25 protein-coding genes and 1 pseudogene are annotated in these 22604 nt (G+C 31.3%); 20 read left to right on the forward strand and 6 right to left on the reverse strand.

Translation table 11 applies throughout. The features are described 5' to 3' along the window. The first annotated feature begins 2 nt into the window (after positions 1 to 2). Positions 3 to 623: a sugar O-acetyltransferase gene (locus DFR54_RS04200; protein ID WP_114289045.1), complete on the forward strand. Its 621-nt coding sequence runs from the start codon at positions 3 to 5 to the stop codon at positions 621 to 623. 47 nt (positions 624 to 670) lie between these two features. Here DFR54_RS04200 and DFR54_RS04205 read toward each other — a convergent pair whose 3' ends face one another. Both DFR54_RS04205 and DFR54_RS04210 read right to left on the reverse strand, forming a co-directional pair. After that, complete coding sequence (locus DFR54_RS04205; protein ID WP_114289046.1) at positions 671 to 1483, reverse strand: TraX family protein; 813 nt, start codon at positions 1481 to 1483, stop codon at positions 671 to 673. Positions 1484 to 1593: 110 nt separating this feature from the next. Next, positions 1594 to 2097, reverse strand: coding sequence for a GNAT family N-acetyltransferase (locus tag DFR54_RS04210; protein WP_114289047.1), 504 nt, complete (start codon positions 2095 to 2097; stop codon positions 1594 to 1596). Between the two features lie 83 nt (positions 2098 to 2180). Between DFR54_RS04210 and DFR54_RS04215 the strand changes: the two genes are divergently transcribed. From DFR54_RS04215 to DFR54_RS04240, 6 genes are all read left to right on the forward strand, one after another. After that, positions 2181 to 2717: a shikimate kinase gene (locus DFR54_RS04215; protein ID WP_114289048.1), complete on the forward strand. Its 537-nt coding sequence runs from the start codon at positions 2181 to 2183 to the stop codon at positions 2715 to 2717. 244 nt (positions 2718 to 2961) lie between these two features. Beyond that, complete coding sequence (locus tag DFR54_RS04220; RefSeq protein ID WP_227258997.1) at positions 2962 to 4608, forward strand: peptide ABC transporter substrate-binding protein; 1647 nt, start codon at positions 2962 to 2964, stop codon at positions 4606 to 4608. A gap of 139 nt (positions 4609 to 4747) precedes the next feature. After that, positions 4748 to 6004, forward strand: coding sequence for a GHKL domain-containing protein (locus DFR54_RS04225; protein ID WP_114289049.1), 1257 nt, complete (start codon positions 4748 to 4750; stop codon positions 6002 to 6004). Next, positions 6001 to 6723 carry a LytR/AlgR family response regulator transcription factor gene (locus DFR54_RS04230; protein WP_114289050.1) on the forward strand — a complete coding sequence of 241 codons (723 nt, stop codon included), beginning with the start codon at positions 6001 to 6003 and terminating at the stop codon, positions 6721 to 6723. Before DFR54_RS04225 ends, DFR54_RS04230 begins: the two co-directional genes overlap by 4 nt. A gap of 137 nt (positions 6724 to 6860) precedes the next feature. Then, the gene (locus DFR54_RS04235; RefSeq protein ID WP_126809013.1) at positions 6861 to 7049 is read left to right on the forward strand and encodes a hypothetical protein; all 189 of its coding nucleotides are present in this window, start codon (positions 6861 to 6863) and stop codon (positions 7047 to 7049) included. 134 nt (positions 7050 to 7183) lie between these two features. Beyond that, positions 7184 to 8311, forward strand: coding sequence for a VanZ family protein (locus DFR54_RS04240; protein ID WP_114289052.1), 1128 nt, complete (start codon positions 7184 to 7186; stop codon positions 8309 to 8311). Between the two features lie 5 nt (positions 8312 to 8316). Here DFR54_RS04240 and DFR54_RS04245 read toward each other — a convergent pair whose 3' ends face one another. Continuing rightward, on the reverse strand, positions 8317 to 8535 hold the full coding sequence (locus DFR54_RS04245) for a hypothetical protein (protein WP_114289053.1): 219 nt from the start codon (positions 8533 to 8535) through the stop codon (positions 8317 to 8319). A 147-nt stretch (positions 8536 to 8682) separates the two neighbouring features. Between DFR54_RS04245 and DFR54_RS04250 the strand changes: the two genes are divergently transcribed. Both DFR54_RS04250 and DFR54_RS04255 read left to right on the forward strand, forming a co-directional pair. Next, entirely contained in the window at positions 8683 to 9186 is a 504-nt protein-coding gene (locus DFR54_RS04250; protein WP_114289054.1) for a GNAT family N-acetyltransferase, read from the forward strand. Positions 9187 to 9226: 40 nt separating this feature from the next. Beyond that, positions 9227 to 9727: a hypothetical protein gene (locus tag DFR54_RS04255; protein WP_114289055.1), complete on the forward strand. Its 501-nt coding sequence runs from the start codon at positions 9227 to 9229 to the stop codon at positions 9725 to 9727. 49 nt (positions 9728 to 9776) lie between these two features. On the opposite strand, the pseudogene DFR54_RS04260 reads toward DFR54_RS04255, so the two are convergent. Beyond that, positions 9777 to 10244 (reverse strand): annotated as a pseudogene (locus DFR54_RS04260) (GrpB family protein); the annotation flags it as partial. A gap of 261 nt (positions 10245 to 10505) precedes the next feature. Between DFR54_RS04260 and DFR54_RS04265 the strand changes: the two are divergent. The 6 genes from DFR54_RS04265 to DFR54_RS04290 all read left to right on the forward strand — a co-directional run bounded on the left by DFR54_RS04265 (position 10506) and on the right by DFR54_RS04290 (position 15965). Next, positions 10506 to 11471: an ABC transporter substrate-binding protein gene (locus tag DFR54_RS04265; RefSeq protein ID WP_114289057.1), complete on the forward strand. Its 966-nt coding sequence runs from the start codon at positions 10506 to 10508 to the stop codon at positions 11469 to 11471. 16 nt (positions 11472 to 11487) lie between these two features. Then, the gene (locus DFR54_RS04270) at positions 11488 to 12240 is read left to right on the forward strand and encodes an ABC transporter ATP-binding protein (RefSeq protein ID WP_086340928.1); all 753 of its coding nucleotides are present in this window, start codon (positions 11488 to 11490) and stop codon (positions 12238 to 12240) included. Next, the gene (locus DFR54_RS04275; RefSeq protein ID WP_114289058.1) at positions 12224 to 12973 is read left to right on the forward strand and encodes an ABC transporter permease; all 750 of its coding nucleotides are present in this window, start codon (positions 12224 to 12226) and stop codon (positions 12971 to 12973) included. Before DFR54_RS04270 ends, DFR54_RS04275 begins: the two co-directional genes overlap by 17 nt. A gap of 167 nt (positions 12974 to 13140) precedes the next feature. Beyond that, a complete protein-coding gene (locus DFR54_RS04280) occupies positions 13141 to 13617 on the forward strand; it encodes a hypothetical protein (RefSeq protein ID WP_114289059.1) in 477 nt (158 codons plus the stop codon). A 286-nt stretch (positions 13618 to 13903) separates the two neighbouring features. After that, positions 13904 to 15088, forward strand: a complete 1185-nt coding sequence (locus DFR54_RS04285; RefSeq protein ID WP_114289060.1) for an MFS transporter — start codon at positions 13904 to 13906, stop codon at positions 15086 to 15088. Positions 15089 to 15368: 280 nt separating this feature from the next. After that, on the forward strand, positions 15369 to 15965 hold the full coding sequence (locus DFR54_RS04290; protein ID WP_086340932.1) for a nitroreductase family protein: 597 nt from the start codon (positions 15369 to 15371) through the stop codon (positions 15963 to 15965). A 49-nt stretch (positions 15966 to 16014) separates the two neighbouring features. Here the strand turns inward: DFR54_RS04290 and DFR54_RS04295 are convergent, their stop codons facing one another. Beyond that, positions 16015 to 16362, reverse strand: coding sequence for a DUF6176 family protein (locus DFR54_RS04295; RefSeq protein WP_114289061.1), 348 nt, complete (start codon positions 16360 to 16362; stop codon positions 16015 to 16017). 146 nt (positions 16363 to 16508) lie between these two features. Between DFR54_RS04295 and DFR54_RS04300 the strand changes: the two genes are divergently transcribed. Beyond that, complete coding sequence (locus DFR54_RS04300; protein ID WP_114289062.1) at positions 16509 to 17144, forward strand: CatA-like O-acetyltransferase; 636 nt, start codon at positions 16509 to 16511, stop codon at positions 17142 to 17144. Positions 17145 to 17262: 118 nt separating this feature from the next. Here DFR54_RS04300 and cls read toward each other — a convergent pair whose 3' ends face one another. Continuing rightward, entirely contained in the window at positions 17263 to 18696 is a 1434-nt protein-coding gene (cls, locus tag DFR54_RS04305; protein WP_249033364.1) for a cardiolipin synthase, read from the reverse strand. A 153-nt stretch (positions 18697 to 18849) separates the two neighbouring features. Here cls and DFR54_RS04310 point away from each other — a divergent pair, with 153 nt between their 5' ends. The 4 genes from DFR54_RS04310 (at position 18850) to DFR54_RS04325 (ending at position 22590) form a co-directional block, all read left to right on the forward strand. Beyond that, positions 18850 to 19383: an AraC family transcriptional regulator gene (locus DFR54_RS04310; protein ID WP_227258994.1), complete on the forward strand. Its 534-nt coding sequence runs from the start codon at positions 18850 to 18852 to the stop codon at positions 19381 to 19383. 150 nt (positions 19384 to 19533) lie between these two features. Beyond that, positions 19534 to 20550: a D-alanine--D-alanine ligase family protein gene (locus DFR54_RS04315; protein WP_114289064.1), complete on the forward strand. Its 1017-nt coding sequence runs from the start codon at positions 19534 to 19536 to the stop codon at positions 20548 to 20550. Between the two features lie 69 nt (positions 20551 to 20619). After that, entirely contained in the window at positions 20620 to 21072 is a 453-nt protein-coding gene (argR, locus tag DFR54_RS04320; protein WP_086340938.1) for an arginine repressor, read from the forward strand. Positions 21073 to 21087: 15 nt separating this feature from the next. Then, complete coding sequence (locus DFR54_RS04325; RefSeq protein ID WP_114289065.1) at positions 21088 to 22590, forward strand: phosphohexomutase domain-containing protein; 1503 nt, start codon at positions 21088 to 21090, stop codon at positions 22588 to 22590. Positions 22591 to 22604: the final 14 nt, after the last annotated feature.

Raw genomic sequence — 22604 nt, forward strand, 5'->3', positions numbered from 1 at the left:
GAATGAGAACTGAAAAAGAAAAAATGTTAGCAGAAGATTTATATCGAGCGTCAAGCCCAGAATTAAGAGAGGATGCTAGAAAAAGCCGTCAATTAACACGTTTATTCAATGAAACAACTGAAGAACAGCAAGCATATCGTAAAACTTTATTAAAAGAGATGTTTAAAGCAACAGGAGAAAATATTTATATTGAACCACCATTTAGATGCGATTATGGAACGAACACAAAAATTGGCAATAATTTTTATGCTAACTTTGACTGTGTTTTCTTGGATGTCGCGCCAATCGTTATTGGTGAGAATGTCATGTTCGGACCAAAAGTTAATTTACTAACGCCAGGTCATCCAATTGATGCGGTGATTAGAAATTCTGGTTTAGAGTTCGGTAAAAAAATTACAATTGGAGATAATGTGTGGATTGGTGGAAATGCCGTTGTGAATCCAGGTGTGACAATCGGAAATAACACGATTATTGGTTCTGGTTCAGTGGTGACAAAAGATATTCCAGATAATGTGATTGCAGCTGGAAATCCATGTAAAATTATTCGTGAGATTACAAAAGAGGATAAAATTTATTGGGAAGAAGAACAGCAAAAATATTGGATAGAAGTTAACGCCAATTAAACAATAGATAATAGAAAAACCGTTCTAAGAAAGAACGGTTTTTCTATTTAAAACACTCCTGATAAATAGTCTCTCAGTAAGTAAATAATAATTAAATGCACTGGATAAAAATAGTAGAACAACTCTTTTTGCCATACTTTATTTGAGCCACCTCTTTGGCCATTGTAAAGATAAATAAAAGGTAGCACACTAATCATCATAAATTCGTTACTGAAAGTTAGCAGCTGATAAAGTGTACCAATTCCTGTGACTGTAAAATAAGTAAATAAGGTTTTTCCTAGTAACAAACCACAGAAAATAGACATACTAATAGCAATCTTTTTGAAATTACCTCTAAAGAAATAGAAGATTAAAGCGACAACTATTTCGTACATCCCACCTTCACTCATGAGAATAAAGGGAATTAACAAAACAATAGCTATTGAGCAAAATAATTTTTGTTTTAAGTCTAATTGTTTCACTCTCATTGAGTCAATTAACCAAATAAATAGCATAATAAAGGCTAGTGTCATAAAAATATTTTGCCCTTGAATTAATTGAAAGACGTCAAATTCACCTGTGATTGGGTGATTGAAAGTGTCTTTTGTGAGTATGTTATGGCCAATATTAATGGCGTACATAAGTATTCCACCAACCAATAACCGACTGAAATATTTTGTTTTATTTTTAGTGTAAAAATAACCTTCAATTAAGAAGAATACAAATAAAGGTGCTACAAAACGTCCTAAAAGGGATGTCCATGCAGGCAAATGTAAAAATTCTCCTAAATAAGAATTCACGTGATCAATGACCATAAAAATGATAGCAATGATTTTTAACGTAAAACTAGATAAACCAACTTTGTGTTCTGATTGTGTCATAAATAAATCTCTCCTTTTAACTCCTAAGCTTGTATCATTTAGCCTTAGCAAGTGTAACAAAGAAAAAAATCAATTTATATAAGACTTCGGTTGTAACATTATCTAGTCAGTTATATTTTTTTATATCGTTTACCTAAAAATAGCAAATCACGATGAGTATCATCTAAAATCGCCACATTTGGTAAATGTCCCCACAAAACAAAACCATTTCGAGTAAATAAACTTTGGCTAGCCAAGTTATGTCCAAAAACAAGAGCAACGATTGTTTCAAATGGGTAGTTAGTTATTTGTTCTTCTACAAAGGAAAGTGATTTATGTCCCAATCCTTGTCCTCTGAATTTTTTATCAATATAAATACTAATTTCTGCTGATTTACTATAAGCAGGACGCTCTTTAAATGGGCTTAAAGAAATCCAACCAGCTATTTCCTCATTTATTTCAATGACCCAAAGTGGATATTTCTCTGGTGTATGCTGATTAAACCATTCATGTCTAGACTCAACAGAAACAGCTGTTAAATCAGCTGTCACCATATAACTTGGAATAGTATCATTATAAATTTCAACGATTCGTGGTAAATCTTCAAATTTTGCAAATCTAAATAGTGGTTCCAAAAATAACACCTCGTCTTCATATTTTTGGTATTATACCAATAAGTGATTTTGTTTAGCAATTGTTTTGATTGAAAGGAGATAAAATGTATTTAACTAACAAACAAAGTGAAGACGCGTTAATAGAAGTACTCCAATCAAAAAAAATAAAAAAGATTTATTTAGTTGGATCAGTAGGTAGTGGGAAAACAACTTTAGGAAAAGTGTTAGCTACTAAACTTAGTCTAAATTTCTATGAAATGGATAATATTATTTTTGAGCGACTGCCATCAGGTGATAGAAAAAGAAGTGATGAGGAAGTTAATAATTTAGTAGGACATATTCTAGAAGAAGATACTTGGCTTATTGAAGGAACTTGTTTAAGAGATATTGTGCAGCCTATTTTTAACAATAGTCAGATTATTATTTTTCTAGATATACCTTATTTAGTGAGGATTTTCCGGTTTAGTAAAAGATTTTTAAAGCAGTTACTGCATATAGAAGAAGCTAACTACAAGCCATCTCTTAAAATGTATTTTAATATGTTTAAGTGGAATTATTCTTTTGAAAAAACAGGCTATCACACATTTATTGAGAGAACTAAAAATTATCCAGAAAAAAGATGTCATTATAATAAAAAATAAGGAACTAGGACAAAATTAAGACACAGTTCCTTATTTTTTTTACTTTTTCCGAATTGTTAAATACACTTAGTTAACTAGCTATTGCCAATGAAATAATTAATATTTTTAAGCTTAGTAGTAAGTATGAATTTATAAGATGTTTAAATTATTCTCTTGACTTTAGGTAAAATTAACTATACTATTGTTATTAAATTTTAATCTTTTTAATTTAATTTTAATGTTTAACGAAGAGGGAGTTGTGAGTATGAAAATGAAACGAATTGTTCAGGGGATGATGGTCGCATCATTAACCTTGTTAGTGGCTTGCGGGAATAATAACAACAGCGAAAAGGGAAAAGCTGATGCTAAAAAAGAGACAAAAACTGAAAAGAAAGTCTTAACTGTTGTGGAATCATCTGAATTACCAACAATGGATATTTCAAAAGCAACAGACGTAGTAAGTTTTTCTGCAATTAGTCAGGTAATGGAAGGGTTATATGAGTTTGCAGATGATAGTACAAGTCAACCAGCTTTAGCTAAAGAAGTGGCTGTCCCAACAGATGATGGGAAAAAATATACAATTGAATTAAAAGAAGATGGTAAATGGAGTAACGGAGATCCTGTGACGGCTCATGATTTTGTGTATTCATGGCAACGTTCAGCAGATCCAAAAACGGCTTCAGAGTACTCTCATTTATTTGAAGGATTTAAAAACTATGAAGAAATTAAAACAGGGGCAAAACCTGCTACTGAATTAGGTGTTAAAGCAGTTGGGGATTATACTTTAGAAATTGAATTAGATTATCCAATTCCATATCTAGACTCATTACTTGCTAAACCAACATTCTATCCGCAACATCAAAAAACAGTTGAAGAAAAAGGGGACAGTTATGCAACTAATAGTGACAACTTAGTTTATAACGGTGCTTTCAAATTAGCTGATTGGGATGGAACAAATATTTCTTGGAAATATGAGAAAAATGAAAACTTCCGTGATGCTAAAAACGTCAATATTGATGAAGTTAAAATTGAGGTAGTTAAAGAAAATGGAACAAGTTTAAACATGTTCCAAGCTGATGAGGTTGATGTGATTCAAGTAAAAGGTGAGTTTGCTCAGCAACAAGCTGGCAACGAAGATTTAGTCATTCGTGAATACCCATCAAGTTACTATATGCAATATAACTTTGACAATAAATTAGCAGCTAATAAGAGCTTTAGAGAAGCGATTACTTTTGCTATTGATTCAAAACAAATTGTCGATACAATTTTAGGTGATGGTTCTAAAGAAATTAATGGATTTGTCCCTACAGGAATTGTTAATCCCAAAACAGGAGGCGACTTTGCAAAAGATTCAGGGAACTTGAAGATTACAAGTGCTGAAAAATCAAAAGCGTCATGGGAAAAAGCTAAAAAAGAATTAGGTAGTGACAAATTAGAATTTACATTACTAGCATCAGACACTGATTCAGCTAAGAAATTAGCAGAGTATATTCAAGGAACATTAGAAGAAGCTTTACCTGGTCTTAAAGTTAATGTTTCAACAGTTCCATTTGCAAACCGTTTAGATAAAATGTCTAAAGGTGACTTTGATATTGTATTAGCCGGTTGGGCAGCAACATTTGCTGATCCATATGATTTCTTGCAATTAGCTAATATTGGAACAGTTCAAAACTATGGTAAGTGGGAAGATAAAGAATTTAGTGATTTACTACAAGAATCATCTACTACTTATGCTAATGATAGTGAAAAACGTTGGGAAACTTTAATTGCTGCTCACAAACGTATGATGGAAGAATTACCATATACACCAGTTTATCAATCAAGTGAGAGTTTCTTAGTGAAGCCAAAAGTTAAGGGCTTAGTTTACCGTTCATTAGGAAGTCCTTACTACAAAAATGTGTCATTAGATTAAAATATGAGGAGGTTGTGACGTACTTATGTCACGGCCTCTTTTTTATTAAACACTTTAGTTATATTACTTCAATAAAGAGGGAGAAACTGTGCTATTATAGTAACGTAGTTTTTAAATTAGTGTGTTAGGAGCTCTTTTTATGATATTCATTTATTTAAATATTTCCAGTATTCTTAAAATTATTTTATCTTTTTTCTGTATTGCTTCAGATAAAAAAAATTATCTGTTTCTGATTTCATTTATTATCGTTAGTTTTGTTTCAATTAATTATTCGATTGTTAGTTATTTGCTTTTATTTGCGTTATTAATCTTATCATCTATTTATAAAAAGAGTAATTTAGTGATGTCAGTATTAGAAATAAATTTTGCTATTTGGATTAATATTTTACTAGGCGCTTTTTTGAAACCAATTGAAATGAAGACCACAATTGGAAAGCCTGATTTTTTAGTCTTTGAAATCATTATGTATGTTTTTATTATATTAATTAGTTTTTTATCGGCCAAATATGTTATCCCAGTTATTAAAAAATATGATCTTACCTTACCTATTTCCATTATCAGCTCACTTATATTACTATCTTATCAGTTCTATTTAATTACAGCTTTTTCTCATAAAAGTGGACAAAAAATAGGTTTAATCTTCTTATTTTTAATAATTATTAGCTCTTTGTTTTTTGTATTTAAAAGCTATAGTAATGAAAAATCTTTAGCTTTTGAGTTAGAGAAAAAGAAAATGGAAGAAGAGTACTTAAAAAATTATATTGATTATGTTAATGAAGAATCTAAAAATATTAAAAAATTTAAACATGACTATATCAATATTTTGTCATCTTTAGAATATTTCATTGCTCAGAAAGATGTAGAAAAAATAGAAACCTTCTACCTTGAAAATGTGCAGCCAACTAAAAGCAACCTACAAATTGATTATTTAAAAATCGATTCCTTAGATAAAATAAAATGGGAAAGCTTAAAAAGTATTTTGACAATGAAGCTCGTTAAAGCTAAAAAATATAATGTGCCTGTTAGTGTGGAACTAGTGGATGATATTCCTCAATTAACACAAATTAAAGACACTGTATTAATCAGAATTTTAGGTATCATTATAGACAATGCCATAGAAGAAATTGCATCATTAGAGCAGGGAGAAGTTCAGATTGCTATATTTTCAGATGAAGAGTTTTTACATATCGTTGTTAGAAATTCCATTAGAGAAGGAATAGAACCTCTGCATATATTAAAGGGAGAAGGCTTCTCTACAAAAGGTGAAAATCGAGGCCTAGGACTAAGTAATCTTAGTGAGTTAGTCAGTAATGAGGCAGAAATGATGTTATCAACTAATATTACTTCTGACTTTTTTATTCAAGAGTTATTATTAAAAGAAGGAGAAAAGATATGATTCCTATATTTATTTGTGAGGATGACTCATTACAAAAAAGTGTAATAGAGTCTATCATTTATAAAAAAATTCTGATTGAAGAATACGATATGAAAATCGAGCTATCAACTGCAGACCCTTATGAGCTAAAAAAATACATTGATAGTAGAGATTCTATTGGTGGAGTCTATTTTTTAGATATTGATTTTAATACAGACATTAATGGGATTCAGTTAGCTAGTTACATAAGAAAAAAGGATATAAATGCCAAAATAATCTTTATTACAACACATAGCGAGCTATTACAATTAACTTTTGAGTACAAAGTGGAAGCTCTAGACTATATTATGAAAGATAATGTGACTCTTATTCAGCAGAAAATTTTTGATTGCTTAGAAAATGCTTATTCATATTATACGTCTGATAAAAATGAGGATATGGATAAAGTGAAATTTAAAATCGGAAATACAGTTAAGTTACTTTCTCTTGATGATATTATGTTTATTGAAACAACTGGAACACCTCATAAATTAAATATCCATTTGAAAAATGGGTCTTTTGAATTGTATGAAACCTTATCCGAAATTGAAAAACTATCTCCATTTTTTGTGAGAGTTCACAATTCAGTTATTGTGAATAAAAATAATATTGATTATATTGATAAGAAAAATAAAGTAGCAGTTATGACGAATGGTGAGTCATGTATTCTGTCAGTTAGAGGAATAAAGAAGATTATTTAACACTTATGACCTCATTTGGGCATTCTAGGATGTTTTCTCCTAACTGAAATAATTATTGGCTATACTCCTTCTTAAAAGGGGGACTCAATACGAATTATAAACGTATGTTATCTTTACTATTAGTTTTTGGATGTTTTATGGCAACAAATGTGGTTTCAGCAAATGATGAGGTAGTTGAATTAGATAATGAAGAAACTATCGCACCAAGAGCAGCTATGTACTTCAAATATAGGTTTGATAAATATCCACCTAAGACTTACAAAGGACTTACTTTACGATACGCTCAAAAATTAGACGATGGTTCTTATGTTGGTATGTACATCTAAAAAATGATAAGAATCAAGGGAGAGATTGGCTTAAATGTCAGTCTCTCTTTATTTTTATGTGACAAAAGTGTTAGGAAATTTATTTTTTAATCTGCTTTTTTTGTCATATAATGGAATAGAAAGGGAGTGTCTTCATGTCTTTATATGCTATTCCATTAATGTCAGCCTTTTTTGTATTTGCGGTGATTGCCTTTTTAGGAACAGTACCATGGACAGTTTATCAGTACCGAAAACACGGCTACTTTAGTTTTTGGCGAAATGTCATTATTTTTAGTTTTATTTATTATTGTTTAACAGCTTTTTTCTTAGTCAGTTTGCCACTTCCAGCAGAAAGAAACAATCCAGCTGTGTATAGTCCAGATGTTTTAATGCAACTAAAACCCTTTAATATGTTTCATAATTTTAAAGAGGTAAAAGGATTTGTGCCGAGTCATTTAAGAACTTATCCAACTTTATTTAAATCATTTACTTTTTTAGAAGTCTTTTTTAATATTGCGTTATTATTACCACTTGGTGTTTATTTGAGATATTTTCTTAAAAGTTCAAAAAAATGGTGGATTGCGTTACTCTTAGTATTTTCAACAACTTTATTTTTTGAAGTTTCTCAAAGAACGGCCCTTTTTGGGTATTATGCTAATCCTTATCGTTTATTTGATGTGGATGATTTAATTACTAACACATTAGGTGGTATGATTGGTTTCTTTATTGCGCCAATTTTATTACACTTAATTCCAACTCGAGATGACTTAAAGGAAAAGGATCGACAATATGATGTGGATCATCAAGCTTCTTACGGTGCGCAATTGATAGAGGTTTTTGTTAGTTTAATGATTGCCCGTTTCGTAGGTTCTATTTTTTCGATGATTTTTTTAAAAAGTCACTATTTATTTATGAGTAATTTACTATGGATTTTCATTTTTATAGTCATTTTCCCAGTTATGTTTAAAGGTAAAACAATTGGTGGTAAGGTTGTGAAAATAAAATTTGCTACAGGAGAAAAAACCCTCCTGTGGCCATTAATCTATCGATTTACCTTGATTAACTTACCTTCTGTTATTTCCTATATCACTCAAAAGTTAAATGAAATGTCATCAGAAAATGTTTATCTGTTATCTAGTCAAATTATGTTCTTTTTATTAATGAGTGTAATCTGGTGTGGATTCTGGTTTGTTCTTATTAGGGACTGGGCTAAGAAAAAAAATGAACCATTCTTTAATCGTATGATTTCAGCTGATATGATACGTTACAAAAAAGGAGCCTGACTCATTTAGTCAGACTCCTTTTTGTTTGTCTTTTTTTCTTCTCTTACTTTAGAGATGATAGTCCCAACACCGTAAATCATTAAGAGCAGTCCAGCAATAAAGAAGTAAAAACCGTCTAAATTAAATACGATTACTTGAGCGCCAAAGAATAAACCAATGACAAATAAGGCTAGGCCTAAAGTTACTAAGGATACTTCTAATGTATATTTTTTTAACTGTTCCATAAAGTCACCTCTATTCATTATTTCAAGATTCATCATCTTTATTTTATCATAGGTAGATAATCCCATCTACCACAACATTTATCAGAATATTGTCTTTAAAACTATGTTAAACTAGGGAAGTAATAATGAAAAAGAAGAGGACAAAAAATGAAGATTGAAACAAGTCGTTTATTAATTAGAAACTATGAAACAAAAGATATGGATGATGCAGCAGAGTTTTTATTAAATAAAAAAACAATGGCTTTTATTCCAGAAAGATTCAGCTCGAAAGAAGAGATGACTCTTTTTCTAGAAAAAAATAAAGATCATTTTTTTCCAGTTGTATTAAAAGAAGAAGATAAAGTGATTGGTCACTTATCATTTGAAGCTTTTTTTGGAAATCATTCTTATGAAATTGGTTGGGTGTTTAATGAAGACTACCATCAAAAAGGTTACGGTAAAGAAGCAGCCAAAGCCATGTTAAATGAAGGTTTTACTCAGATGAATATTCACCGAATCATAGCAACTTGTCAGCCAGAAAATCCAGGTTCATGGAAATTAATGGAAGCAATTGGTATGAGGCGTGAAGGATTCTTTAAAAAATGTATTCCAGCAGGAGACAGTTGGTGGGATGAATATTATTATGCTGTACTAAGAGAAGAGCGGAAATAATAGTAATAAGTGTTTGTCATAAGTAAAGGAGATGAGAGTCATGTTAAAAATCATTGAAGTTATTGAAGATGCTAATAGTAAAAATTGTTCATTGCCAGCTTTAGCCCTAGCTTTGACGTTACCAGATATTTGTAGTCAGATTGAATATCCTAACGAAACCAATGTAGGATATCGTTATCGAGAATGGTACAATCACCACGTTCATCGTCATGAAGAGTTTCACTTTTTACAAAATACGTATTATGCCAAACAACACAATGAGGAAAATGCCTTATCAAAATTTAGTGGCTATGCTTGTTATAAATTAAGATATTTACTTCTTCATCAAGGAGATTTTGCTATGCAAGGAGAAGTAAAATACGATGATTTGTATTTCCATATTGATTCCAGCCATGATTTAGAAGCTATGGATGCTGTGTCAGATGATCATATTAGTATTAATAGTAAATTATTATCAGAATATTTATGTAAGCATGCAAGAGCTTATTATGAAAAACATCCTAACAAGGAATTATTCAAAAAAGAAATGAGTCATTCGTAATATTAGGCTATAGACGAGATTAATAAAAAAGAACTATGACTTAATTTTGTCATAGTTCTTTTTTTAAATTATTTGTCCAATGCCACATTAAGGCATCTTTTTCCAATTGTTTAACAAAAGCATCTTTATAATCTCCGTAGTCATCAATACTTTCAGGATATTTTTCAGCGCCTTCGATTTTTATCTTAGCATAAGCCTTACGAGCTTCTTCGTGGCATCTTAAGTAATCTCTGACTAGAACATGACGACTAATATCATACATATTATCATACTGAAAGGCGTGAATTTGGTGTGTGCGATTGTCTTCTCCTTTACGGAAATATCTTCTACCAGGAATCCCAAACTCCCCCATTGAAAGATAGCCCAGACTTGCGATTTGGTTATTGTCTTGATCCAATTGATTAATATCTTTAACAACAACTAACATATCAATCACCGGTTTAGCAGATAAACCAGGAACTGAAGTACTACCAATATGTAAAATATTGATTAGATTATCTTCATTAATTACTTGTGAAAATTTTTCTTTTTCTCCTTAAAATAATGTCGGACATTCAGGACGGTACGGTACAACGTTAATTTTCATTGCCATAATACTAATTCCCCTTGTATTTTATTTTCCGACTCAAGTGAAGCGTCCCATAAGAATATCACAACTAAAAAATGGTCACAAGACTAAAGCCTAATATTAGAAAAAAATGTTTCTTTGTGGTACTTTAAACAAAGTGATTCATTGAACTGATTACTAAATTTTTATACATAGAGGAGAAAAAGAAACATGAAGAAAAGAACACTTATTTTAGGATTAGCAGCAGTTGCTACATTAGGTTTAATCACAGGATGTGGAACTAAAGAAAAGGCAGCTAAAACCGATGCTAAAGAAACAACTAAGAATGAGTTAACTTTAAGTTTCGGAGCTATGCCAGCTGTGGATAGCTTACCTGTTTATATAGCTGAAAAAGAAGGTTTTTTTGAAGAAGAAGGCCTAAAATTAGATTTACAAAGTTTCAAATCACCTAAGGACCGTGATGCAGCATTAAGTAGTGGCAATTTGGATGGAGCAAACACTGACTTAGTGGCAGTTAGTGCTTATTTACAAGGAGATATGAAATTCCAAGTAGTGAGTCAATCCATTGGAACATTCTCAATTTTAACAAGCAATGAAGAAGTTAAAACATTAGCTGATTTAAAAGATAAAAAAGTAGGAATTGCTAAAAATCAAGCACCATACTACTTTTTAGATGAAGCTTTAAAAACAGCTGATTTATCCGTAGCAGATATTGCTTATGAAGAAGTTCCACAAATTCCAGTACGTGTGGAATTAACAGCGAACCAAAAAATTGATGCGACAGTTGTACCAGAACCATTTAGAACAATTGGTTTAGCTAATGGTTTAACAGAACTTGGAAACAGCAACGAATTAGGAATTGATGCAACAGTATTTGGTTTTACAACAGAGAGTTTAACAGATAATAAAGAGGCTGTAGAAGCTTTTTACCGCGGATATAACAAAGGTGTAGATTACATTAACGACCATAAATTAGATGATTACTATGATGTTATGAAAGAAAAAATTGGTTTTACTGATGAAATTAAAGGACGCGTAAGCTTACCTAAATACACTCACGCTGAACAAATTAAGTCTGAACAATTATCAAGTGTCTTAACTTGGTCAAAAGAACAAGGAATTTATTCTAAAGAATTAAAACAAGAAGATATTTTAAATCCATTATTAAGTAAATAAATTAGGAGGAGCTAGAATGCTTGAAATAAAAAAACTTCATGTGTCTTATGAAGCCAAAAAAGTACTAGAAGATATTAATTTATCCGTCCAAAATAAAGAAATTATTGCTCTAATTGGGCCAAGTGGTACCGGTAAGTCAACTTTACTTAATAGCATAACAGCTCTTCACAAGATTGATACTGGAGAAATCACTTTAGATAAAAGACCGATTTCTCCAAAAGAGATGAATTTAGCTTGGATACCACAAAATTATGGCTTGCTACCTTGGTTATCAGTAGAAGACAATATTTTGTTAGGATTAAGAACTAAAAAAATTAAAGAAACAGCTGAGATAAAACAAAAAGTTCATGATATTATTTCAGAATTAAACATTTTAGAGTTATTAAAACAATTTCCAAATCAACTTAGTGGTGGGCAGCAACAACGAGTTTCTATTGCCCGAGGTTTGGTTATGGATTCAGATTTATATCTACTAGATGAACCATTTTCAGCCCTAGACGCGATTACAAGAGAAAAGATGCAGTCTTTATTTCTTGAAGAATGGGAAAAACATCCAGCGCCAACTATTTTAATTACCCACGATGTAGAAGAAGCAGTTTTTCTAGGACAACGGATAGTTTTACTATCAGGAAAACCTGGTAAAATTGTTGAGATTATTGAAAATACAAGTTTCTCAGTTCCGAAAGAGAATAAGCGTTTAAGTGATCGTTTTTATCAAGTAGCCAAACAAGTTAGGGAGGTGCTTGATCAATATGACGAAAGTAAATAAAGCCTTACATAGTTTTGGAGCTTTTTTAGTATTAAACTTTTTTTGGTGGTTAGCTAGTTTATGGATTAATCAAAACATGCTACCAAGTCCAGTAGAAGTCTATAAGCATTTATTTCAAATAGATCCTTCAAAGATGAGTTTACATGTTTACAATAGTTTTATTCGCCTGTTTTGGGGGATTTTAATAGCTGTTGTTATTGGCTTTTTAGTAGGATTACTAATGGGAAGAAATGAGAAATGGAATAAACTACTAGATCCAATTGTTTATCTAACTTATCCGATTCCCAAAATAGCTCTATTACCTATTATTATGTTGTTATTTGGTTTAGGTAATCAATCAAAAATTATTCTAATTGTGTTGATTGTGGTTTTTCCAGTGATTCTTTCTGTAAGAGATGGGGTAAAAGCTATTCCTGAAAGCTACTATAAACATTTAACTGTTTTAGGAGCATCTTCTTGGCAGAAGTTTAAAGTCATTACTCTTCCAGCTGGCCTTTCATCAATATTAAGTGCTTTAAGAGTTGCTTTAGGAACCGCTATTGCAATTTTATTTTTTACTGAAGTATATGGGACAGAGTATGGCTTAGGCTATTTTGTAATGGATGCTTGGGGCAGATTAGATTATTTAGATATGTATAGTGGGATTTTAGTATTAAGTGCAGTTGCTTTTATTTTATTTTTATTAATTGATGTATTAGAAAATAGATTATTAAAATGGCGTCAATATGTTTAAAAAAGCCATGGATTTAGTTGATAGAAACTAAATCCATGGTTTTTTGACTAAATATATTTAGTTATTTATAATGAAGTAAAAGGAGGAGGATTTATGAAAATAAAACAAAACATAGATTCTATTATAGTGGTTATGGCTATTCTTTTTATGAGTTTTTTTCAGGTAATATGAACCAATTTGATTTTTTTAAAACACTCATTCATGTGCTTTTGATTATTTTAATTGGACTTAACAATACATGGTCAATTATAGCTAACTTCTTTATCTTTTTTACAATCAATTTTATTGCTTTTAGCTTTGACCCAGGAACTGTAGACTGGACGAGTTATTTATTATATGCAATTTTGTCAGGACTTCTTGCTTTATTATTTTGTACAGGACTTTATCTCCAACGTCAAAATGTTTACCGAGATCCTTTAAGAGGTACGATATTGAAATGGTTAATAAAAAAATGGCCAGATTTATCTGGTATTACTTTGTTTTTACTAGATAGCATAGTATCTTTTCTTTTAGTTTGTGCAATCTTTTTTATCATTTTTCAGCATTTTACAATCAGCATGTTGTTGATAATAGCTTTTTTAGCTCTTTATTTTTCAGCAACAAATGTTTATTTTTATATTGTTAAACCAAGAATGGAACGATGACATCATTTTAAAGTGATGTCATCGTTTTTTGTTTGAATAAACGGAAATATTTTTAATCTAGGAAAAATAAAATTAGACAAAGAGAAATTCTATTCTTTTTTTACACATCTGTTTGTGAGAGATGATAGTTAGTTCTTTTATAACTCAATAAATCTTTTTAGGTGAAAATGACTATGAATCATAAATGAACATATAAAAGAAAAAGAACTATTAATAAATTTTTGTCTTTTATTTATATTTAGAGTATGTTTTAATTGTAAAAATAGCAAAAAGGAGTCGATTGTTTGTGTCTAAGTATCAACGTAAAGTATTAGTGTCAACAGCAGCAGGAATTGGTTTAGAGAATATGGATATTATGTTTTTAGCTTTTTCTTTATCTTCAATTATGCAATCATTAAATATTTCCAGTGTAGAGGCTGGTTTCATATCAACGATTACCAATCTAGGGATGCTTGTAGGTGGTATTTTTTTTGGGCTTTTAGCTGATAAATATGGGCGTGTTAAGATTTTTTCATACACAGTGATTACATTCTCTGTGGCATCATTACTGATGATGTTTGCGACAAATGTTTACTGGATTTATTTATTCCGCTTTATTGCAGGGATTGGTGCCGGTGGTGAGTACGGAGCTTGTATGTCACTAGTATCTGAAACATTCAACAAAAAACATTTAGCAAGAGCTACCTCTGTTGTAGCAATTGGTGGTCAAGTTGGCGCGATTATGGCAGCAGTGTTAGCATCATTAATTATTCCAACTCTCGGCTGGAAAATGCTTTATGTAATCGGTGTGTTACCAGTTCTTTTAGTCTTAGTAATTAGAAAAGATTTAAAGGAACCAGAAGATTTTACTCATGAAGCAAAAGAAGAAAATAAAGCCAATTTTTCACTTTTATTTAAAGGTGCTAAAACAACATGGCAAACAATTGGTTTATCTTTAATGGTGACAGTCCAAATTGCCGGCTACTTTGGTTTAATGAACTGGTTACCTTCAATCATGCAAAAGCAACTAGGTTTATCAGTATCAGGTTCTTCACTTTGGATGATTAGTACAATTTTAGGGATGTCTCTTGGAATGTTAACCTTTGGAACAGTCATGGACAAATTAGGCCCAAGATTATCATTTGGAATTTTCTTAGTAGCCTCAGCTGCATCAGTTTACTTACTAACTTTAGCAAAAGGTCAGTGGTCATTACTTATAGCTGCAGTTATCGTTGGTTATTTTATTAATGGTATGTACGGTGGATACGGAGCAATTATTAGTTTCCTATATCCAACGGAAATCAGAGCAACAGCTAATAATTTTATTATGAATGTTGGACGAGCAATTGGTGGTTTCTCATCAGTAGTAATTGGCTTTTTAATGGATCAATATAATCTAACAGTAGTAGTGATGTTCTTATCAGTTATCTATTTAATTAGTTTAGTTATTATGCTAAACATCCCGGGATTAAAAAAATATAAAACAGCGTAGAAGAAGAGGTTGTAACTATTTTTAGTTGCAATCTTTTATTTTTTATAAACGGTGTAACAGAAGCAGCTTCTTCGGAAATAAGCTGGAAATCACCAAAAATTAAAAAGCAATTTTCGTGATTTCCTTCTTATTTCTTGAAGCTAAACACTTCTGTCACAACCTTTTTTAACGTCCTTTAAAAATAAAACTTACAAAAAGTGAGCAAATTATTTTACTTACAAAAAGTATGTTGGTATGATGCTCATGTTACTAATAAAACAAAGAAAAGGATTGTGAAAATATGTCAGCATTTATTTCAGCATTAAAAAATCGTCGTTCAGTTTATCATTTAGGAGAAAATATTTCTCTTTCAAATAAAGAAGTAGAAGAATTAATTAAAGAAGTTGTTAGAGAAACACCAACAGCTTTCAACTCTCAAACACAACGCGTTGTTATTCTTTTTGGAGATGCTCATAAAAAATTATGGAGTATTACAGAAGATGCTTTAAAACCTTTAACTCCAGCAGAAAACTTCCCTGGAACACAAGAAAAATTACAAGGCTTTGCAGCAGGTAAAGGAACTGTTCTTTTCTTTGAAGATATGGATGTTGTTAAAGGATTACAAGAACAATTTGCTTTATACGCAGAAAACTTCCCAGTATGGTCAGAACAAGCAAGTGGTATGACTCAATCAAACGTATGGGTAGCTTTATCTGAAAATAATATTGGAGCTAACTTACAACATTACAACCCAGTAATTGATGAAGCAGTAGCTAAAGAATGGGAAATCCCAGCATCATGGAAATTACGTGGACAAATGGTATTTGGTTCAATCGAAACAGCTGCTGGCGAAAAAGAATATGCAGCAGATGACAACCGTTTTAAAGTGTTTGGTTAATCACTAAACGAAGTAAAATAAGATGACTAGTTTTAGTCATCTTTTTTTATTAGTTCATATGTTTTCTTATTTGAGTGGGAATTATCACGACTTCTGTCTTTAAATCCACAGCTTTAAAGTCTTTATCAATACATTCTTCCCAATACTCTAAGTGCTTCTTATCAATGAAGCTTTCAAAGTCTTCTACTTCTTGGCCACCAACACCTTGCACGGAGTACCAATAAAGATACTCATCCCCGTTCAACATCTCTCTAAAAATAGTTTCGACATACATTTTTTCAGCTTCTAGAGTAAGTAAAGTTTCATTCATATTATCATTTAAAAAGGATAACCATTCATCAACTACTTTTGATTTTCCTTTTTTAACTTTAAATCGTGTCAGTTCAATATTTAGCATCTTTAGAACTCCTTTTAAATAAATTGTAGCATAATGAAGGTGAAATATTTTATGCTAAAATCTGTTCAAGGAGTGATAAACAATGATTTGGACAGTGAAAGTAGCCTCTTAATAAAGCAGATTTTATTATTGAGAGGAAAAGAAAAATGACTTACAAAAAAATAGATTTAAAGACATGGAACAGAAAAGAACACTTTGAAGGGTTTATGGAATCAGGAACTAGTTTTAGTTTAACAACTAAGTTAGATGTCACTTTATTTTATAAGAGAATAAAAGAGAAGAAACTTAAGTTCTATCCTACCTTTATCCATCAAGTGACACAGGTAGTTAACGAGTTTGATTGTTTCAAAATAGGTTTTAACGAAAATCAAGAATTAGTTTTGTGGGATCATGTGGAAGCAAATTACACGATTAATAGTAAAGTTAGTGATAATTTTATTAGTGTTTGGACACCTTGGCACAAAGAGGTATCTAGTTTTCAAGAACTTTATTTAGAAACACTAAATCAACATGAAACATCAAAAAAAATGGCTCCTCAAGTAGATATGCCACTGAATTTATTTGTTATTTCAATGTTACCCTGGATATCTTTTGATGGCTTTAATCTAAATATTAATAATAATGAGACTTTTTTAGCACCGATTATTACAGCTGGAAAAATGATTGAACAACAAGATAAAAAATTATTGCCAGTAGCTATTCAAGTGCATCATGCAACAAGTGATGGTTACCATGTTGCCTTGTTAGTGGATAAGTTACAAACACAATTTAATCAATTTTAATCACAAAAAAGGTTCCTAAATTTAGGAACCTTTTTCTATTTTATTAAATGAGTTTTGATGATTTCACCTATCGATTTTGTATCAACTCAAATATTCATATCATGAGTTTTTAAGTTTTTTACATAATTGGAGAAAATAAGCGAGATATTTTTTGCTTAAAACGAATCCATAATGACATATTATTGAATGTCTCAAGTGTTAATTTAGTTGATTTTTGTAAGTCATTTTCAAAAGCCTCTGACAAGGAAGCATTCATTGTTAAATCAGAAAGTACAACACTTGTTTCAAAGTTTAATTTATAACTTCGAATGTCTTGGTTAGCAGAGCCAACGATACTTGTTTTATCATCTTTAATTAATACTTTAGAGTGTAGAAAGCCGCCATTATAAGAATAGATTTCAATATCTTTTTCTAATAATAAACGTGAATAAAATTGAGTTGCACGGTAAATAAATGGGTGGTCTGGTTTATCAGGAACCATTATTTTGACGTCAACTCCAGATCTTTTAGCAATTTCTAAGGCATCAATAATCGTTGTATCAGGAATCAAATAAGGTGTTTGAATCCAAATTCGTTCTTTTGCAGAAAGTATTTCTTTAACAAAAGCTAGTTTGATTTGTTGTTTATCATTGTCTGGACCACTTGAAATAACATAAATATCAGTATCAGCTTGAGATGTATCAGTTTGCTGTTTAAAGAAATTCGGTGTGTAATCTATCCTTTTTATATTAGGAACAGAAACGTTCCAATCACTAATAAATTGCAGTTGTAATAACAAACTAGCAGGTCCTAAAATGCGAACGTGAGTGTCACGCCAGTAACCAAATGGCTCAGTTGGTATCACATACTGATTAGAAATATTAAAGCCACCTGTATAACTTATTTCATTATCGATAACAACAATTTTACGATGAGCATGATAGTTCATTCTGAATTTTAATAGCATTTGTTGAGATGTTAAAAAAGTAGAAACCTCACCACCAGCATCAATCAATGGTTGTAAGAGCTCTTTCTTTATACCTTTAGAACCCATTTCATCATAGAGTAACTTAACTTGAAGACCTTCTTTAGCTTTTTCTACTAAAATATCTAAAAGACTAAGCCCAGTTTCATCAGTTACAAAGGCATAATATTGAATATGAATAGTTTGTTTTGCTGCTCTTAAATCTTTCTTTAGGAGTTCCAATTTTTTTTGCCCATCAGTGATAAGAGTAACTTGATTGTGATGGCTAACAGGCAAGCGATTCAGACTGTAGAAAAAATGCTTATCAGGAGAATCTTCTTCTTTGGGAAAGCTAAAGGATTGAATATTAGGTGTCATAAAGCCATCTGTTTTTTCTAGAGCCTGTACATGATGATTTTCAACGTTGAATTTTTGTTTGTCACTAAGACCATAACCAAAGAATAGGTATAGAAAGAAGCCGATATATGGTAGGAATAGGAAAACTAATAACCACGCCCAAGTAACGCTTGTGTCCTTTTCACGGTAAAAAATTAGAAATAAGGAAAAAATTAAATTTATTAAATATAGTACAATGACGAAAAAGTTCAATACAACTCCTCCTTTAATAGGTGTCTATTGAAGAAAGTATAGCATTTTTTTATAGTGAGATGGAAGCTCTATTCCTAATATGAAAGGCTGTGAGATTCACTTTAGATGAGATACACTTAATTTAAGATATTTGAACTAGTTGGAGGGAAAATTTTGGCTAAAGGTAATAGAGAACAAGAAGAAATTTATCTTAGATTAATTAATCAATCAGAAGATTATATTGAACAACATTTAAGTGAAGCAATCAGTTTAGCTGACCTAGCTCAACATGCAAATTTTTCAGAATTTCATTTTCATTGTTTGTTTAAAGAGTTATTTGAGTTTGGGACAAAAAATGAGTTAATCAATCCAGATGTGACAAAAGTTTTAACTATGTATAATGACAATCCTTTTATCACAAAAGATGAAAATCTAAGAACTAGTATTGCTATGACAGTCCCAAATGATGTGGAGATAGTTGAAAGTGGTAATGTTTGCGTATCAAGTATTTCAGGAAAATTTGGCGTTGGCCATTTTAATATTTCAGCTAAAGAATATGAACAAGCTTGGCACTATATGTATCAAGAGTGGTTGTTTAAAGATGAAAGCCAAATTAGAGATGCTGTTCCCTTTGAGCTCTATGTGACAGAACCAGCTAAAAGTATGACAGATAAAAGTTTAACAGATATTTATATTCCGATAAATTAAACTAAAAGGAGATTGTGCCATACTTATGTACAGTCTCTTTTTTAGTTACAAAAATATCCAATTATTCATAAAATTTTTTACGGAACTATTCCACATATTAAAAAATTTGGTATACTTGAGTTTACATTTAATACAGTTGGAGGATTTTTTATGAAAATAGTCGTTTTAGCAGGTGGCTTAAGTGATGAAAGAGATGTCTCACTGTCATCAGGAGCCCAAGTAGCTAATGCTTTAAAGAAAAATAACCATCACGTTTTATTATTAGATTTATTGGATGATGTTTCTTCGTACCCAGATTTTGATATCGCTTACGAAGCTCTAAATAAAGACCACTATGAATACAATGTGCCAGAAATAGCACCTGACATTGAAGAATTAAAAGAAACGTATCAAGTGGCAGGAGAAGTGAGTTTAGGTTTATTACCTATTTGTCAGTCAGCAGATATTGTTTTCCTAGCTCTTCACGGTGGTATAGGTGAAAAAGGAAAAATCCAAGCTTTATTTGATATTTATGATATTAAATATACAGGTTCAAGTCACAAAGCAAGTGCGATTGCTATGGATAAATTATTAGCAAAAGAGTTAATGGCTTTTCATGGTGTTAGTACGCCAGCCTGGGAAGTGTATGAAGAAGGAGTTGAGTTTAAGGCTCCTTGTGTGATTAAGGCTAATGATAATGGCTCAAGTATTGGTGTTTACATGGCGAATACAAAAGAAGAATTTGACCAAGCCATTATTGAAGCGAAAACTTTCAACACAGAAATCATTATTGAAGAAAAAATAGTTGGGCGTGAATTTGCTGTTGGGGTACTTGATAAGGAAGCTTTACCAATTATTGAAATTATTCCTAAAGTAGGTTTTTATGATTACAAAAATAAATACCAAGCAGGTAGTGCTGAGGAAGTTACTCCAGCACATATCTCGACAGAATTAACCTTAAAAATGCAAGAGATGGCTTTGGAAACTCATCGTGTTTTAGGACTGTCAAGTTACTCACGAATTGACTTTTTAATGAATGAGCAAAATGAAATCTTTTGTATCGAGGCTAATACACTGCCAGGGATGACACCAACAAGTCTTCTACCTCAAGAAGCTCAGGCTATTGGTTTAGATTACCCAACATTATGCGAAAAATTAGTTCAAATTTCTTTAAAAAAATACAATTAAAAAAATTAAGGTGTTACTAAGTAGGTTTGCTATAATAAAAGAAACTAACAGGAGAGGGGGTTTGCCAAGATGAAGAAAAAAGATCGTCAATCTTTCATAAAGCAAATTATTTTTGAGGAAATAATTGAAAATCAACATCAACTAATTGAAAAATTAGCTAAAGAAGGGATTGAGGCAACCCAAGCAACAATCTCAAGAGACATTAAAGAGCTGAATATTGTGAAAGTCCATGATGTAAGTGGTGTCGTTAAATATGGTATTTTAGAAGCAACATCTGTTGAACATGATACTCATTTAAAGGAAGTCTTTAAAGATTCTGTCTCTCAAGTGACTCAAGTTCAGTTTATGAATGTAGTAAATACATTACTTGGAACAGCAGATATTGTGGCAGCAGAAATCGATGAATTGCAATTACCAGAAATTGTAGGAACTCTAGCAGGAACAGATACTATTGTTTTAATCTCTACCTCAGAATCTGAGGCTAAACGAATTAATAAAAGATTATTGTCTTATCTTAAATAAATAGGAGGATGTTTTATGTTATCAGCATTACAAAATGGATCGGATATTCGTGGGATTGCTATTACTCATGAGGAGTTTACAGCTAACTTAACTGAAAAAGAAGTTAGGGAAATTGGTGTTGGTATTTTTGCTTGGTTAAAAGAGGTTAAAAAGATTAACCACAAACCACTTAAAATTGCCATTGGTCACGATAGTCGCTTGTCAGCTGGCGTTATTAAACAAGCACTAATTGATGCTTTTTTACAAGAGGACGTTTTAATTTATGACACAGGTCTTTCAACAACACCAGCTATGTTTATGGCAACTCAATTTGAAGAGTTTGATGCAGATTGTGGCATTATGATAACAGCTAGTCACTTACCTTATTACTATAACGGGATTAAATTGTTCACTAAATCAGGTGGAGCCGAGCATGAAGATATTGATGAAATTTTAGAACTTGCATCTGAGTATAAGAGCGAATTACCAAAAGTTGGAACAATCGAAGAAAAAGAAATTATTTCTTTATACGCAACAGATATGGTTAAAAAAATTCAAGCAGAAACAAAAAGTGAACAACCACTAGCTGATTTTCATATTGTATTAGATGCTGGTAATGGTGCTGGTGGCTTTTTTGCTGAAAAAGTATTAGCTACTTTAGGGGCGGATACAGCGGGAAGCCAGTTTTTAGAGCCAGATGGAACATTTCCAAATCATATGCCAAATCCTGATAACAAAGAAGCTATGGCGAGTATTCAAGAAGCTGTTTTAAAAAATAAAGCTGATTTAGGTGTAATTTTTGATACTGACGTGGACCGAGCAGCTGTTGTAGCAAAATCTGGACAAGTGATTAATCGTAATAACTTAATTGCTGTTTTAGCTCAAATTGTTTTAGAAAATAATCCAGGGCAAACAATTGTAACTAACTCACCAACTTCTAGTCATTTAAAAGATTTCATTGAAGAATTAGGTGGTAAACAAGTCCGTTATTTATGTGGCTACCGTAATGTGATTAATAAAGCCGTCCAGTTAAATGAAGCTGGAATTGAAACACCTCTAGCCATTGAAACTAGTGGGCATGCTGCTTTTAAAGAGAATTATTTCCTAGATGATGGTGCTTATGTAATTGCTAAAATTTTAATGTTATTACCAAAATTAAAAGCAGAAGGTAAAAATTTAAGTGAATTAATCGAAAAATTAAAACAACCAGTTGAGGCACAAGAAGTTCGTTTTAAAATTTCAGGAGATGATTACCGAGTTTACGGTGAGTCTGTCATTGAAAACTTGCATCATTTTGTGTCAGAAACAGAAGGATTTACAGTAGATCATGAAAATGATGAGGGTATCAGAGTTAATACAACAGACGTATACGGTTCTGGTTGGTTCTTGTTACGTATGAGTTTGCATGAACCGCTACTTGTTTTACAAGTTGAAAATGATGTGGCAGATAAAAATAAATTAGTTTTCACTAAATTAGCAGAATATTTTGTTAAACAAGATAGATTAAATACCGAAAAATTATTAGAAATCTTAAAATAAAGGTGTGAACGATC

The organism is Vagococcus fluvialis, assembly GCF_003337315.1.
In the GTDB taxonomy this organism is placed as follows: domain Bacteria; phylum Bacillota; class Bacilli; order Lactobacillales; family Vagococcaceae; genus Vagococcus; species Vagococcus fluvialis.